Origin of the sequence: Streptomyces sp. NPDC092952 (assembly GCF_044754785.1) — a bacterium.
Lineage (GTDB): Bacteria > Actinomycetota > Actinomycetes > Streptomycetales > Streptomycetaceae > Streptomyces.
The window spans coordinates 502,342-517,648 of sequence record NZ_JBIVPT010000001.1 but is presented as its reverse complement, the minus strand read 5'-3'; the positions used below and the strand labels follow the sequence as shown (position 1 = coordinate 517,648).

At 74.0% G+C, this 15,307-nt stretch carries 11 protein-coding genes; 8 read left to right on the top strand and 3 right to left on the bottom strand.

The features are described 5' to 3' along the window. The first annotated feature begins 137 nt into the window (after positions 1–137). From ACIQGQ_RS02270 to ACIQGQ_RS02255, 4 genes are all read left to right on the top strand, one after another. Positions 138–2,708, top strand: coding sequence for a protein kinase (locus ACIQGQ_RS02270; protein WP_402389628.1), 2,571 nt, complete (start codon positions 138–140; stop codon positions 2,706–2,708). Between the two features lie 148 nt (positions 2,709–2,856). After that, positions 2,857–4,548 carry a serine/threonine-protein kinase gene (locus tag ACIQGQ_RS02265; protein ID WP_402389625.1) on the top strand — a complete coding sequence of 564 codons (1,692 nt, stop codon included), beginning with the start codon at positions 2,857–2,859 and terminating at the stop codon, positions 4,546–4,548. A 114-nt stretch (positions 4,549–4,662) separates the two neighbouring features. Continuing rightward, positions 4,663–6,291 carry a succinic semialdehyde dehydrogenase gene (locus ACIQGQ_RS02260; RefSeq protein ID WP_402389623.1) on the top strand — a complete coding sequence of 543 codons (1,629 nt, stop codon included), beginning with the start codon at positions 4,663–4,665 and terminating at the stop codon, positions 6,289–6,291. Positions 6,292–6,343: 52 nt separating this feature from the next. After that, positions 6,344–8,173 (top strand): GMC oxidoreductase, encoded by a 1,830-nt coding sequence (locus tag ACIQGQ_RS02255; RefSeq protein WP_402389621.1) that lies wholly within the window; start codon positions 6,344–6,346, stop codon positions 8,171–8,173. Positions 8,174–8,480: 307 nt separating this feature from the next. On the opposite strand, the gene ACIQGQ_RS02250 is transcribed toward ACIQGQ_RS02255, so the two are convergent. Beyond that, positions 8,481–8,795 (bottom strand): chorismate mutase, encoded by a 315-nt coding sequence (locus ACIQGQ_RS02250; protein ID WP_402389618.1) that lies wholly within the window; start codon positions 8,793–8,795, stop codon positions 8,481–8,483. Between the two features lie 344 nt (positions 8,796–9,139). Between ACIQGQ_RS02250 and guaA the strand changes: the two genes are divergently transcribed. The 4 genes from guaA (at position 9,140) to ACIQGQ_RS02230 (ending at position 13,724) form a co-directional block, all read left to right on the top strand. Next, complete coding sequence (gene guaA / locus ACIQGQ_RS02245; protein ID WP_402389615.1) at positions 9,140–10,726, top strand: glutamine-hydrolyzing GMP synthase; 1,587 nt, start codon at positions 9,140–9,142, stop codon at positions 10,724–10,726. 232 nt (positions 10,727–10,958) lie between these two features. After that, a complete protein-coding gene (locus ACIQGQ_RS02240) occupies positions 10,959–11,741 on the top strand; it encodes a class II aldolase/adducin family protein (protein WP_402389612.1) in 783 nt (260 codons plus the stop codon). A 112-nt stretch (positions 11,742–11,853) separates the two neighbouring features. After that, complete coding sequence (locus tag ACIQGQ_RS02235) at positions 11,854–13,122, top strand: hypothetical protein (RefSeq protein WP_402389610.1); 1,269 nt, start codon at positions 11,854–11,856, stop codon at positions 13,120–13,122. A gap of 92 nt (positions 13,123–13,214) precedes the next feature. After that, the gene (locus ACIQGQ_RS02230; protein WP_402389607.1) at positions 13,215–13,724 is read left to right on the top strand and encodes a DoxX family protein; all 510 of its coding nucleotides are present in this window, start codon (positions 13,215–13,217) and stop codon (positions 13,722–13,724) included. Here ACIQGQ_RS02230 and ACIQGQ_RS02225 read toward each other — a convergent pair. Then, positions 13,631–13,894: a hypothetical protein gene (locus tag ACIQGQ_RS02225; protein WP_402389604.1), complete on the bottom strand. Its 264-nt coding sequence runs from the start codon at positions 13,892–13,894 to the stop codon at positions 13,631–13,633. The two genes, ACIQGQ_RS02230 and ACIQGQ_RS02225, sit on opposite strands and share 94 nt — an antisense overlap. Further along, positions 13,881–15,218, bottom strand: a complete 1,338-nt coding sequence (locus tag ACIQGQ_RS02220; RefSeq protein ID WP_402389602.1) for a PspC domain-containing protein — start codon at positions 15,216–15,218, stop codon at positions 13,881–13,883. Before ACIQGQ_RS02220 ends, ACIQGQ_RS02225 begins: the two co-directional genes overlap by 14 nt. Positions 15,219–15,307: the final 89 nt, after the last annotated feature.

Sequence of the window (15,307 nt, the reverse complement as noted above, 5' to 3'; positions counted from 1 at the left end):
GCCGAGGGCCGCATGCGGCCGGGCAGCCGTAACGACAAGTCAGTCGCGGGGTGTGCGACCCCTGTTGACGGGTAGACCGCGGCCAGGGACCGGCACCGTCTTCGTGGCTGGGGGACAGCGCGCTCTGGGGAGGCGTCGTGGACGACTACGCGGGTCGGGTGCTCGCCGACCGCTACCGCCTTCCGCTGTCTTCGGACGACCTGTACGAAATGGTCCAGACCCGGGCGTTCGACACCTACAGCGGGCAGGAAGTCCTGGTCCGGCAGGTGCCGTTGCCCGAGGTGGTGGACGCCGAGGTACTCGACGCCGACGGCCCGGGCCCGGCCGCCGGGCGGCCCGGTGCCCGGGGCGCGGGCGGACCCGTCGATCCGGCCGTGCGGCGCGCGGTGGAGGCGGCGCGGGAGGCGGCCCGGGTCCCCGACCACCCCCGGCTCGACCAGGTCTTCGACGTGTTCGCCCAGGAGGGTTCGCTCTGGATCGTGAGCGAGCTCGTCGAGGCCCGCCCGCTCGCCGCCCTGCTCGCCGAGCGACCGCTGACCCCCTTCCGGGCCGCCGAGATCGGCTCCGACGTGCTGGCCGCGCTGCGGGTGCTCCACGCCCACGGCTGGACCCACCGGAACATCACCGTCCGTACGGTGCTGGTCTGCGACGACGGCCGGGTGGTGCTGACCGGGCTGGCGGCCGGGGCGGCCGAGGAGGCGCTCTGCGGATACGTGTCGACCCCGGCCGCGGAGGACGACGAGGACGACGGATACGGCGCGTACGACGAGTACGGCGATGAGTACGACGCCGACGCCGAGGGCGCCTACGGTGACGACGGGCCGGACGTCGGGCTCCGCGACGGGAGCGGGTTCGCCCGCCCGGCGCCCGACGCCGGGCCGGCCGGGATCTTCGCCCCGCCCAGGCCGCTGGTGCCGCCCGCCCCCGCTCCGCCGGCCGAGATGCCCGCCCCGCGCGGCCCGGCGGCGATAGAGCCGTCCCGGCCGGAGCCGGGCCGGGGCGCGCCCGAGGACGGGGCCGCGCCGGCAAGGGCCGGGCGCCCCGGAGCCATCGCCGCGTACCGGGCCGGTGCCCTCGCCGCCGCCCGGGTCAGCGAGGACCGGCGGCGCGCCGAGTCGGAGGAGACCGGCAACCTGCCGGTGCAGCGCTCCGTGCGACCGGCCGAGGCGGACCGGACCGACCAGTTCCGGAAGATCCCCGCGGGCGGCTCCCAGGCCCTGCCCGTGCAGCGGACCGCGCAGCCGCCGGCCCGGCCTTCCGCCCCGCCTTCCGCACAGCCGGAGCGGACGGGCGGCTGGGACGAGGACGGCACGGGCGGCCGTACCGGCTCCGGCTACCGGGGCCCCGCCACCCCGCTCGCGGCCGAGCGCGCCCGGCAGACCAGGATCGCCGTGGTCGGCGCGGTCACCGAGCGCTGGGCGCCCGAGCAGGGCGGCCCGGTCCACGAGAACTGGCGGCTGGCCCCGCCGATCGGCCCCGCCACCGACCTCTGGGCGCTGGGCGCCCTGCTCTACCGCGCGGTCCAGGGCCATGCCCCGTACCCCGAGGAGAGCGCCGCCGAGCTCGTCCAGATGGTCTGCGGCGAGCCGCCCGCCTTCGCCGAGGAGTGCGGTCCGCTGCGCCCCGTCGTCGAGTCCCTGCTGCGCCAGGACCCCACCGAGCGGCCCGACGTCGAGGAGCTGAGCGGCTGGCTGCGCTCGCTGGTGCGCTCGGCACCCGAGCCGGAGGCCGGGCTGGACGTCGTACCGCTGCCCTCCGCCGATACCGGCCGGCTCCCCGTCGTACGGCGCCGGGGCGAGCTGGTCCGTCGGCGGCGCGGCAAGGGCGCCGCCCACGGCCGCCACCGCCACGCCCGGGGGAGGGCCGAGCGGCAGGACACGCCGCTCAGCGAACTGTTCGACCAGCCCGCCCAACCCCCCGAGCCGCCCCACCCCTCGTACGAACCGCGCGAGCCCAGGCCCTCGAAGGCGCCGCGCACCCCGTCCCGCTCCCGCTCCGGCGACCACGACGACGACGGGGGGCGCTCGCCCCGGCGGCTCGGGCGGCTGCTCCTGGTGCTGATCCTGCTGGCGCTCGTCGCGGCCGTCGCGTACGCCGTGGTGTTCATGCCCGGGGCGGGCGAGCCCGGTCCCGGCGCGGCCGCCCCCGGGGTCTCCGGTACGCCGCAGCCGGGCACCGGCGGCCAGGACGGCGGCACCTCCCCGGCCACGCCCGGCGAGCAGCAGCCGCAGACCAGCCGTTCCGCCGCCGCCCTCGCCTCCGGCTACACCCTCCGCAAGGACCCCGAGGGGTTCGAGGTCGGCGTCCTCAAGGGCTGGGGGCGCACCCCGGCCAACGCGGACCGTCAGATCCGCTACGGCAGCGGCGGCTTCAGCCTGCTCGTCGTCCCCGGCCGGGACGCCGTCGAGTCCGCGGGCGGTGACCCGCTGGCGTACCAGGCGGGCAAGGAGCGGGAGTTGCAGCAGTTCCGCGACTCCGAATGGTCCGGGTCGAGCGGGCTGCGCCGGATCGACGTGGGCCGACAGGCGATGGCGGAGGGCCAGTTCACCTGGCGCGACGCGGCCGGCCGGTCGGTGTACGCCCGCAACCTGGTGATGGTGGTGAACGGCCGCTACCACGTCGTCCAGGTCATCGGCCCGGAGGGCGAGCGCGACAAGGTGACGGAGATCTACGAACAGGCCATCGCCTCCTACCGGGTGACGGGCTGACGCCTCTGCGTACACCTCGCGCCCCGATCCGGGCCACTGGCGGAGCGACAAGCATCACAGTGCGGTCTCGTGGGTGGTGCGAGGTTCCGTGGCCGCTGGTCCGCTCCGTAATCTGGCAGCCGAGTAAACGGGGCGGGGCGGGGATGACGTGGACCGATCACAGAGCACGGAAGCGGGACTGCTGCTGGCCGGAAGGTACCGGCTGGGCGAGGTTCTCGGGCGCGGCGGCATGGGGAAGGTCTGGCGCGCGCACGACGAACTCCTGCACCGCACGGTCGCGGTCAAGGAGCTGACCGCGGCGCTCTACGCGGCCGAGGCCGACCGGGCCGTGCTGCACGCCCGTACGCAGAAGGAGGCGCGCGCGGCCGCCCGGATCACCCACCCGGGCGTGGTGACCGTGCACGACGTGCTGGAGTACGACCAGCGGCCCTGGATCGTCATGCAGTACGTGGACGGCCCCTCGCTCGCCGACGCCGCCAAGGAGAGCGGCGAGGTCGAGCCGCGCGAGGCCGCCCGGATAGGCCTCCACGTCCTGAGCGCCCTGCGCGCCGCGCACGCGGCGGGGGTACTGCACCGCGACGTGAAGCCGGGGAACGTGCTCCTCGCCAAGGACGGCCAGGTGCTGCTCACCGACTTCGGGATCGCGGCCATCGAGGGCGACTCCACCATCACCCGGACCGGCGAACTGGTCGGCTCCATCGACTACCTGGCGCCCGAGCGGGTCCGCGGCGCCGACCCCGGCCCCGCCTCCGACCTGTGGTCGCTGGGCGCCACCCTCTACACCGCGGTCGAGGGCGGCTCGCCGTTCCGCCGTACGTCCCCGATCTCCACCATGCAGGCGGTCGTCGCGGAGGAGCCCCCGCCGCCCCGCCGGGCGGGCGCGCTGGGCCCCGTGATCACCGCGCTGCTGCGCAAGGAGCCGGACGAGCGCCCGTCGGCCGCCGAGACGGAGCGGATGCTGCTGGACGCCATGGAGGGGCGCGAGCCGGTGGCGGCGCAGGCGTACGTGCCGACGCAGGTCGTCCCCGACGAGATGCTGCGCTCGCTGGGGACGGACGGCTCGGGCACCGCGCGGCTGCCGCAGCCGGCGGACGGGACCCCGCCCGCCGCCCCCGCACCGGCCGCCGTCACCCCGGCCGCGTCCCCGGCCCAGGCCCCCCGGCGCGGCCGCTGGCGCACCGCCGTCCTGGTCGTGCTGGCCGCGGCGCTGGTCGGCGGCGGTGCGGGGCTCGCCGCGATGAAGCTCGGGGACCGTACGGACAAGAGCGTCGAGCAGGGCGCGGCGGCCGGTCCCATCGACGCGGGGGACCCCGCACCGCCGAAGTCCCGGTCGCCCGAGCCCGGCAAGAGCCCGGAGGGCACGAAGAAGACCAAGCCCGTACCCGACGGCTGGCACCGGGTGGACGATCCGGCGGGCTTCAGCCTGGCCGTGCCCGACGGCTGGGAGCGCCGGACGGAGGGCAACCAGATCGACTACACCCCGGACGGCGGCCTGCACTACATCCGGATCAGCGTCGACCCGTCGCCCGACTTCGACAACCCGTACGCGCACGCGCAGAGCCTGGAGCGGCAGCTCGCCGAGCGGCTCCCCAGCTACCAGCGCCAGGCCCTGGAGTCCAACATCTACCGGGACCAGCCGGGGGCGGTCTGGGAGTTCTCCTGGACCGAGACCAAGAACCACTCCGGTCCGCGCCACGCGATCGACCAGCTGTACTTCGGCGAGAACGGCGGCCCGGAGTACGGGCTGTACATGACGGGTCCGGAGGAGGACTGGGAGACGACGCGGGAGCAGTTCGAGACGATCCTGCGAAGCTGGCGTGCCCCGGAAGGATCCGGCTGAGATCCCGCTGATCAGGGGCTTTGTTGCCAGTGATCGCTGGCTCGTTTGTGGGGAGTGTGAAAACCCGTTACCCACGGGTACCCAAAGCGTGCGGCTGGACGTACTCTCGCCCTCATGACGGACTCGCAGGCCCCCACGTCCACCTCCGCCGCCCCGCTCGGCACCAACCCGGTGGCCGCCGCCCCCAAGGGCGCGCGCACCGCCGCCGATGTGGTGACCCCCGAGGTGGTCGCCCAGCTGACCCGGGGGGTGGCCGGTTCGGGCCGCACCGCCAACCACACCCCCTTCACCGGGGAGAAGCTGGCCGACCTCCCGGAGTCCACCCCCGAGGACGTGGCGGACGCCTTCGCGCGGGCCCGCGCCGCCCAGCCCGCGTGGGCCGCGACGCCGGTCCGTGCCCGCGCCGCCGTACTGCTCCGCTTCCACGACCTGGTGATCAGCCGCCAGGCCGAGGTGCTCGACCTGATCCAGCTGGAGACCGGCAAGGCCCGGCTGCACGCCCACGAGGAGGTGCAGGCCGTCGCCGTCGCGGCCCGCCACTACGGGCGCCGGGCCGCCGCCTACCTGAAGCCGAAGCGGCACACCGGGGTCGTCCCGACCCTCACCAAGGTCACCGAGCTGCGCCAGCCGCGCGGCGTCGTCGGCCAGATCGCGCCGTGGAACTACCCGCTGGAGCTGTCCGTGGGCGACGCGCTGCCCGCGTTCGTCTCCGGCAACGCCGTCGTGATGAAGCCGGACACCGAGACCGCGCTGACCGCGCTGTGGGCCCGTGACCTGCTGATCGAGGCCGGGCTGCCCGCCGAGGTCTTCCAGGTGGTCATCGGCGACGGGCCGGTGGTCGGCCCCGAGGTCGTCAAGCACGCCGACTACGTCTCGTTCACCGGCTCCACCCGCACCGGCCGCGAGGTCGCGCAGGGGGCGGCGGCCCGGCTGGTCGGCGTCTCGCTGGAGCTCGGCGGCAAGAACGCCATGCTGGTCCTGGAGGACGCCGACGTGGAGAAGGCCGCCGCGGGCGCCGTCCGCGCCTGCTTCTCCTCCGCCGGACAGCTCTGCATCTCCATCGAGCGGCTCTACGTCCACGAGTCGATCGCCGACGACTTCGTGGCCCGCTTCGCCGCCCGCACCAGGGCCATGCGGCTCGGCGGCTCCCTCGCCTACGGGGCCGACATCGGCTCGCTGGTCGGCGAGCGCCAGCTGGAGACCGTCACCCGGCATGTCGAGGAGGCCGTCGAGAAGGGCGCCACGCTCGTCGCGGGCGGCGTCGCCCGCCCCGACATCGGCCCGCTGTTCTACGAGCCGACCATCCTCGACGGCGTCGAGGCGCCGATGGCCGTGTGCGGCGAGGAGACCTTCGGCCCGGTCGTCTCCATCTACCGCTTCACCGACGAGGACGAGGTCGTCGCGCAGGCCAACGCCACCCCGTACGGCCTGAACTCCAGCGTCTGGACGAAGGACTCCCGGCGCGGCCACCGGGTCGCCGCCCGGCTGCGGACCGGCACCGTCAACATCAACGAGGGCTACGCGCCCGCGTACGGCAGCGTCCAGTCGCCGATGGGCGGGATGAAGGACTCCGGTCTCGGCCGGCGGCACGGCTCCGAGGGCATCCTCAAGTACACCGAGGCGCAGACCGTCGCCCAGCAGCGGCTGATGCCGCTCGCCCCGTCCTTCGGCATGGACGACGAGAAGTACGCCGCGTTCATGAGCACCAGCCTCAAGGTGATGAAGGCGTTCCGTCTGCGCTGACCCCGCGCCCCTCCCCGCAGCACCGCCCGCCCGTTCCGCACCGAGGAGAGCCATGTCCCAGGACAGCCCTGCCCAGAACCGGTCCGCCGCCCCGGAGGCGGGCGGTGACGACGCCGCCCACGACTACGACGTGGTCGTGATCGGCTCGGGCTTCGGCGGCGCGGTGTCGGCCCTCCGGCTGACCGAGAAGGGGTACCGCGTCGGCGTGCTGGAGGCGGGCCGCCGCTTCACCCGCTCCGAGCTGCCCAGGAACTCCTGGGACCTGAAGAACTTCCTGTGGGCCCCCACGCTCGGCCTGTACGGCATCCAGCGCATCCACCTGCTGGGCAACGTCATGGTGCTGGCGGGCGCGGGCGTCGGCGGCGGCTCGCTGAACTACGCCAACACCCTCTACGAGCCGCTCGCCCCGTTCTTCGACGACCCGCAGTGGAAGGACATCACCGACTGGCGCGAGGAGCTGGCCCCGTACTACGACCAGGCCAAGCGGATGCTGGGGGTCCGGATCAACCCGACCATGACCCCCTCGGACGTCCACCTGAAGGCCGCCGCGCAGACCATGGGCATCGGCGACACCTTCCACCTGGCACCGGTGGGCGTCTTCTTCGGGGACGGCGAGGACGGCGACGGCACGGCGCGGGCGAAGCCCGGCGGCGAGGTCCCCGACCCGTTCTTCGGCGGCGCCGGCCCCTCCCGCAAGGCCTGCACCGAGTGCGGCGAGTGCATGACCGGCTGCCGGCACGGCGCGAAGAACACCCTCAACGAGAACTACCTCCACCTCGCCGAGAAGGCGGGCGCGGTCGTCCACCCGATGACCTCGGTCGTCGCCGTCACCGAGAACACCCGGGGCGGCTACGCCGTCAGGACCCTCCCCACCGACAACCGGAAGAAGGGGAAGGGGCGGACGTTCACCGCCCGCCAGGTGGTCGTCGCCGCGGGCACGTACGGCACCCAGACCCTGCTGCACCGGATGAAGGACACCGGGCTGCTGCCCCTGATCTCGCCCCGGCTCGGCGAGCTGACCCGTACCAACTCCGAGGGCCTGGTCGGCGCGCAGACCACCGACCGCCGCTACCGGAAGAAGCACGGGACCGCCCGGGCCGACTTCACCAAGGGCGTCGCCATCACCTCCTCGGTCCACCCGGACGAGAACACCCACATCGAACCCGTCCGGTACGGCAAGGGCTCCAACTCGATGGGCGCGCTGACCGTCCTCCAGGTGCCGTACGGCGCGCACCGGGTCCGCCGCTGGCTGCTCGAACTGGTCAAGCACCCCACGCTCGCCGCCCGGTCGCTCTCCAACCGCCGCTGGTCGGAGCGGACCATCATCGGGCTCGTCATGCAGTCGCTCGACAACTCCCTGACGACCTACCGCAAGCCCGGCGGCATCGGAAAGGGCCTGCTCACCGCCCGGCAGGGCCACGGCGCCCCCAACCCGACGCAGATCGAGGCGGCGACCCGCGGCGCCACCCTGATCGCCCAGGAGATCAACGGCTTCGCCGGGTCCAACGTCGGCGAGCTGATGGGCACCCCGCTCACCGCGCACTTCCTCGGCGGCTGCCCGATCGGCGCCACGGCCGAGGACGGGGTCATCGACCCGTACCACCGGCTCTACGGGCACCCCGGCATCTCCGTCGTCGACGGCTCCGCGGTCTCCGCGAACCTCGGGGTCAACCCCTCGCTCACCATCACCGCCCAGGCCGAGCGCGCCATGTCCTTCTGGCCCAACAAGGGCGAGGCCGACCGGCGCCCGGCCCAGGGCGAGGAGTACACCCGGCTGACCGCCGTCGAACCGCGCTCCCCGGCCGTGCCGAAGGACGCCTTCGGCGCGCTGCGGCTGCCGTTCCTCGGGATGCCGGCCGTGCCGCCGAGGAAGAAGCCGTAGCCCCGCACAGGAAGAGGTAGCCCCGCGTACGCGGAAACGGCCGGCCCCGGGCGTCCCCGGAGCCGGCCGTTTCCTGGGGTGACCGGACTGCTGTCCCCTGCCGACCGGTCACGCACGCCGGGGCGCGGTCCCACGGCGCACCTTTCGAATGCGCCACACGCTCCGGCGGAGTCACGCGTGGTGCGCCTCCCGGGGCTGTCCCCGGTCGGCACCGTCACACACCGGGACCAACGAATCCGCGCCGGATCCGGTCACGCGCCGTACGGGTGAGAGCCCGCCCGAACGCCCGCCCGAACCCCTCGGACGGTCAGGCGCGGCCGCGGCAGAGCTCCAGCAGTGTCATGGCGAGCGAGGTGCCGGGCTTGCCGAGCGCGTTCCGGTACGAGCCGAGGACCTCCATCTCGCGGGAGAGGTTGATCCGGCGGCCGCCGGAGGTGATCCGGGCCTCCTGGATCACGGCCGAGACGGCCATCCGTTCCTGGACGAGCCCGATGATCCGGTCGTCGAGGGTGTCGATACGGGCCCGCGCGTTGTCGATCAGCGCGGCGGCCTCCTCGGTGTGCGCGCCGGTCTTCTCGGCAGCGGTCTTCCCACTGGTGGCGGTGGTGCCGGGGTTGCTCATGACGGTGGCTCCTCGATGGGTGCGGGCCCCGAGCCGAACGGTCCGTAACGCCAAGGCGCCCCGGGCCTTTCGGCCCGGGGCGCCTGGAACGTTGCTGGAATCAAGCAACACGACCATGGCAGCCGGCGGGCCGGGTGCCATAGGTAAAGACGAAGGTCGTGTGCTGAAGCATGGGACCAGTATGGCCCGACCGCCGCGGCCGGACCAACACGGGGCCCGGATGCTGAGACGCCCCGTCCGGGGTACGGCCGGGGACGGTCCCGGACGGGCGGGACGTCGCCGGGCCCGGCGACCCCGGTAGAATCGACCTATACAGACCCCCCTTCACCGCCGGAAGGCCGCCCGTGCCCGCAGCACCCCCCGCCGCCCCCGACACCGCCACCGACGTGGTCCTGGTCGTCGACTTCGGCGCGCAGTACGCCCAGCTCATCGCCCGCCGTGTCCGTGAGGCCCGGGTCTACAGCGAGATCGTCCCGTCCACCATGCCGGTGGCCGAGATGCTGGCGAAGAACCCCCGGGCGATCATCCTCTCCGGCGGTCCCTCCTCGGTGTACGCCGAGGGCGCCCCCTCGCTCGACCGCGCGATCTTCGAGGCCGGCGTCCCGGTCTTCGGCATGTGCTACGGCTTCCAGCTGATGGCCACCACGCTCGGCGGCACCGTCGACGACAACGGTGCCCGCGAGTACGGCCGCACCCCGCTCACCGTCTCCAAGAGCGGCTCCACCCTCTTCGAGGGCACCCCCGCCGAGCAGTCGGTCTGGATGTCGCACGGAGACGCCTGCTCCGCCGCCCCCGAGGGCTTCACCGTCACCGCGTCCACCGACGTGGTCCCGGTCGCCGCCTTCGAGAACGACGAGAAGAAGCTCTACGGCGTCCAGTACCACCCCGAGGTCCTGCACTCCACCCACGGCCAGCAGGTCCTGGAGCACTTCCTCTACCGGGGCGCGGGCATCGAGCCCAGCTGGACCACCGGCAACGTCATCGAGGAGCAGGTCGCCGCGATCCGCGCCCAGGTCGGCGACAAGCGCGCCATCTGCGGCCTCTCCGGCGGCGTCGACTCCGCGGTCGCCGCGGCCCTCGTACAGAAGGCCATCGGCTCCCAGCTCACCTGCGTGTACGTCGACCACGGCCTGATGCGCAAGGGCGAGACCGAGCAGGTCGAGAAGGACTTCGTGGCCGCCACCGGCGCCAACCTGAAGGTCGTCGACGCCAGCGAGCGCTTCCTGAAGGCCCTCGCCGGGGTCTCCGACCCGGAGACCAAGCGCAAGATCATCGGCCGGGAGTTCATCCGCGTCTTCGAGCAGGCGCAGCTGGAGATCCTCCAGGAGGACGGCCCCGAGGTCGCCTTCCTCGTGCAGGGCACCCTCTACCCGGACATCGTCGAGTCCGGCGGCGGCACCGGCACCGCCAACATCAAGTCGCACCACAACGTGGGCGGCCTCCCCGACGACATCGAGTTCCAGCTCGTCGAGCCGCTGCGCCAGCTGTTCAAGGACGAGGTCCGGATGGTCGGCCAGGAGCTCGGCCTGCCCGACGAGATCGTCCAGCGCCAGCCGTTCCCCGGCCCCGGCCTGGGCATCCGGATCGTCGGCGAGGTCACCAAGGACCGGCTCGACCTGCTCCGCGACGCCGACGCCATCGCCCGCGAGGAGCTGACCGCGGCCGGCCTGGACCGCGACATCTGGCAGTGCCCGGTGGTCCTGCTCGCCGACGTCCGCTCGGTCGGCGTCCAGGGCGACGGCCGCACCTACGGCCACCCCATCGTGCTGCGTCCGGTCTCCTCCGAGGACGCCATGACCGCCGACTGGTCGCGCCTGCCGTACGAGACCCTCGCCCGGATCTCGACCCGCATCACCAACGAGGTCGCCGACGTCAACCGCGTCGTGCTCGACGTGACGAGCAAGCCGCCGGGGACCATCGAGTGGGAGTGACCTCCGTCTGAGGTCGTTCCTCCAGGCCAACGCCGATGCCGCCGTCCATCTCCCTGGGCGGCGGCATCGGCGTTCGCGCGGCGGCCGTGGACGCGGCGCACCCGGCTCCGAGCGGGGCGGGAAGCGCGACGACCCGTGCCCCCGCCCTGCCACCCGCCCCCGTACCCCTGGTCACTTGGGGAGACCGGCGGTACCTTCCGGTTTCCCACGACCGGGATTCCGAGGAGCCGCCATGACCGAGTCCACACCCGCCCCCGCCCCCGTACCCGTGGACCGGCTCCACTTCGCGATGCCGCCCGTGCACGACTCCCCGGCCGAGGAGCGCGCGTACCGCAAGGAGCGGCTGGCCGGGGCGCTGAGGCTGTTCGGGCGGTACGGCTATGAGGACGGCGTCTCCGGGCACATCACCGCCCGCGACCCGGAGTTCCCCGACTGCTTCTGGGTCAACCCCTTCGGGGCCCCGTTCGACGGACTCGCGCCGGACGAGCTGATCCTGGTCAACGGCGACGGGCAGGTCGTCGAGGGCCGCCGCCACGTCAACCAGGCGGCGTTCGCCGTCCACGCGGCCGTGCACCGGGCCCGCCCGGACACCGTCGCCGTCGCGCACACCCACTCCGTGCACGGCCGGGCGCTGGCCGCCCTCGGCGAGCTGATCGAGCCGATCACCCAGGAGGCCTGCGCCTTCTACGAGGACCACGTCCTGTACGACGCCTACACCGGGGTCGTCGTCGACGAGGAGGAAGGGCGCCGGATCGCCGCCGGGCTCGGCGGGCACAAGGCGATCGTGCTGCGCAACCACGGACTGCTGACCGTCGGCGACTCGGTGGACGCGGCCGCCTGGTGGTTCATCTCCCTGGAGCGCGCCTGCCAGGTCCAACTGGCCGCGCGGGCCGCCGGGAAGCCGGTGCGGATCGGCCACCGGGAGGCGCTGGCCACCCGGGACCAGCTGGGCAGCGACCTGGTCGGATGGATCAACTACCAGCCCCTCTGGCAGCGGATCAGTCGCACATTCTGACGATACGCCCCCGGAGCGTGCCCCGATGCGGCCCGGAGTCCCGCCGTACGGCACAATTCGCTGCAATAGCAGCCGAGTTGGCTGCACCGGGCTGGAGAGGGCGGCGTTCCCAGTGGTGTTGGACGAGGCGAGGGCGGGCGGCGCCCACCGGGGCGGCTGCACCTGCGGCGACTGCCCGCACGGGGCGCGCGAGGGCCACCGGCGCGCGGTGGCCGCCTTCCTGGCCAAACGGGACGAATTCGCCGCCGGCCAGGGGCTGCCGCCCGGCGTCGCGCAGTCCGTCTCCGCGACCCGCCAGTGGGTCTCGGACGAGCTGACCCAGTCGGCCAGGACCGTCGCCGAACGCGGCCGCGAGGAGGGCGACGCCTGGCTGTACCGGGTCTGGCGGCGCACCCTGATCACGGTCTGGGGCGCCCTCGTCCTCCTCCTCGTCGGGGAGTCGGTCACCGCCATCGGCGCGGGCTGGACCAACGCCCGCACCGCGGGGCTGCTCGCCGGGCTCGTCACCGCCGCCCTGCTCACCGGCGCCGCCCACCTCCACCGCGCCCGCGGCGGCCTCCTCGCCCCGCTGATCGGCGAGGACAACCGGCTCTCCACCTCCCGCGCCGTCGCCGTCTCCTGGGTGCTGCTCGCGGTCTTCTCCGTGCTCGTCCTGGCGCTCCAGCTGGCCGGTGCCTCCGGGCACGCCGAGCGCGACGCGCTGATCGAGGGGCTGGACCTGGCCCGGAGCGCGGGGGTGGTGACCGTGCTGGCGCTGGTCTGCGCCGTCGCCGTCGTCGTCCGCCGGGTGGTGACGGTACGGACGCTGTCCGGGCGGCTGCAGAAGCTGCGGGCGGACCGGCCGCGCGCCGCCGACCCGTTCACCGACGACTCCGGGCGGGCCAGCTTCACCGATGTGCAGTACCTGCTGATCAGCACCGTCGCCGTGGTGTTCGCCGCGGTCCGGCTGGCCCGGCGGCCCGAGCAGCTGCCGGACCTGCCCTGGGGCCTGGCGCTCCTGGTGACCGTCTCGGCGCTCGCCTACTTCGCCGGGAAGTACGTGGAGGGCGGCCGGCCGGTGATCCTCTCGGTGGTCCGGGCCCGGGAGGCCGGGGACCTGGACGCGCCGGTACGCACCGGCGACGACATCGAGATCCGGGGCGCGGGCTTCGTACCGCCCGGCGCCGGTACACCCGACCGGCTGGCCCGGATGGTCGTCCGGATCGGCCGGGTCCACGTCCATGTGCCGCTGATCCCGGTCACCGGCGGCTTCGCCAACCCGACGGACGGGGTCCTCACCGTGCCGGTCCCGGTGGAGGTCGAGCCGGGCGTGGTGGAGGTGCAGGTCGTCACCGCGGCCGGGGTGGAGACCAACCCGGTCGAGATCGAGGTGACCGACTGACCGGCGGGCCGACCGCCGCCGTGAGCAGCGCGTTCCCTGCGTACGCTGCATAAGCTCGGAAGTACGGGGTCTACGGAAGGTGGGGCAGACACATGCAGGGATACGGAGCGAATCTACGCGGCCTCGGCGAGCGGCAGGGGCTCAAGGAGATGGCGCGGGAGCACGCCCTGCTGCCGCTGCGGGTCTTCCTCGGTGTCACCTTCGTCTACGCCGGACTCGACAAGCTGACCGACAGCTCCTTCTTCCGGGCCACCGGCCCCGGCTCCATCGGCGAGACCATGCACGCGGTGCGCGACTCGTCCGCGATCCCGGCCCTGGTCGACCTCGCGCTGAAGAGCCCCGGCACGTTCGGGTACGCCATCGCCATCGGTGAGGTCCTCGTCGGCCTCGGCACCTTCTTCGGGCTGTGGGGGCGGCTCGCCGCGCTCGGCGGCGCGCTGATCTCGCTGAGCCTGTGGCTGACCGTGAGCTGGGCGGTCACCCCGTACTACTTCGGCAACGACCTGGCCTATCTCATGGGCTGGCTGCCGCTGGTGCTCGCCGGGTCCGGGGCGTTCTCCCTGGACGCCTTCCTGGCGGCGCGGCGGCGACGGATCAGGTAGCTCACCCAGGTCACCAGCGTGGCCAGCCAGAGGCCGCCGAAGAACAGCGGGAGGAAGAACGTCCAGGGGGCGTCCCAGTAGCCCGCGGCGTCCGCCGCGTACCCGACCGCCAGGGCGATCATGACCAGGCCCGCCACCGCCCGTCCGGGGCGGATCTCATGAATCGGCACGGGTGACCTCCAGCTCTCCGATGCTCATGTCGAGCCGCAGCTCGACCGTACCGGCCGGTTTGCCGCCGGGGGGCGGGGGCAGGGTCCGGTGCACCTCCTGGGCGGGGTTGATGCCCGCCTCGTGGCCGATCCCGTCCGCCAGTCCGCCGAACCGGTTCACCGGCAGCGCGATGTCGCCCACGGCCACCCGCGCCGCCACCTTCACCGTCACGTCCTTCGGTACGACGACGACCGCGCGGCCCGCCCCGACCTTCACGGCGGTGGTGACCGTCTCGCCCTCGGGGACCGTGAGCCCGGTGAGGTCCAGCCGGGCGTCCCCGGTGCCCAGCCGGTACTGCGGCTGCACCGCCGCCACCGAGGCGGGCCGCCAGGTCTCGCGCACCCAGTGGGTGCTGATGTCCTTGGGCAGCGCGGCGGAGCCCACCAGCAGTACGGCGGTGATCGTCGCGAGCAGCACCGTGCCGAACCCGGTCCGGCCCAGGAACGAGCTGACCACCATCCCGAGCCCGAACACCGCCAGCGCGGCGGCCAGCCCGAACTGCAGGCTCGTACCGAACGGCCGGCCCTCCCAGGTCAGCCCCGTCCCCAGCCCGCCCGCGACCAGCGCGCACAGGAAGACCGCCCCGCCGATCGAGGCCGGGCCCCGGGTGCCGCGCTCCGGCCGGGGGGTGCGGAACGGGGAGTCCGGCGTGCCCGCCGGGCGGTCCGCGCGCGGCGGCAGCACCGCGTCGGCCGGCCCCCACAGATATCCGGCGCCGACCGGCCCCGTCGTCCCGTCCTTGACGATCGGATCGCGCCACCACGACGGGCTGCCCGGCGACGGAGGGGCCCGCACCTCCGGCGGCGCGTCCGGCACCGCCTGGGCCGCCGCCGGCCGGTGCGGATCCTCGGCCGCCGCTGTCCTGCGGTTCTGCGTCCACACGGCGAAGCCGACGACCGCCAGCGACAGCAGCGCGGAGAACGACAGGGTGCCGCCGTTGCCCAGCATCGACAGGAAGAGGCCGCAGCCGATCAGCGCGAGGAGCACCGCGACCAGCGAGGCGCCCTCCACCCGGCCGGACAGCAGCCTGCGCGCCTCGTTCTCCTCCTCGCCGTCCGCCGGGATCAGCAGCCAGGCGAAGCCGTAGAAGATCAGCCCGATGCCGCCGGTCACCGCGAGCACGCCGAGCACGATCCGGAAGATCACCGGGTCGACGTCGCAGTACCGCCCGAGCCCGCCGCACACCCCGGCCACGACCTTCTGCCGCGGGGTACGCCGCAGCAGGGGCGGAGGAGCGGGGGGCGGCGGCGCGGCACCGGGGGCGGCGTCCTGGGGAACGGTCATGGCTCCATGGTGACCGTCCGCCGCCCCGACCGGGACCGGGACCGACCCTGGCCGATCCCTGATATTGGCTCCGGGCGACGCCGGCCCCG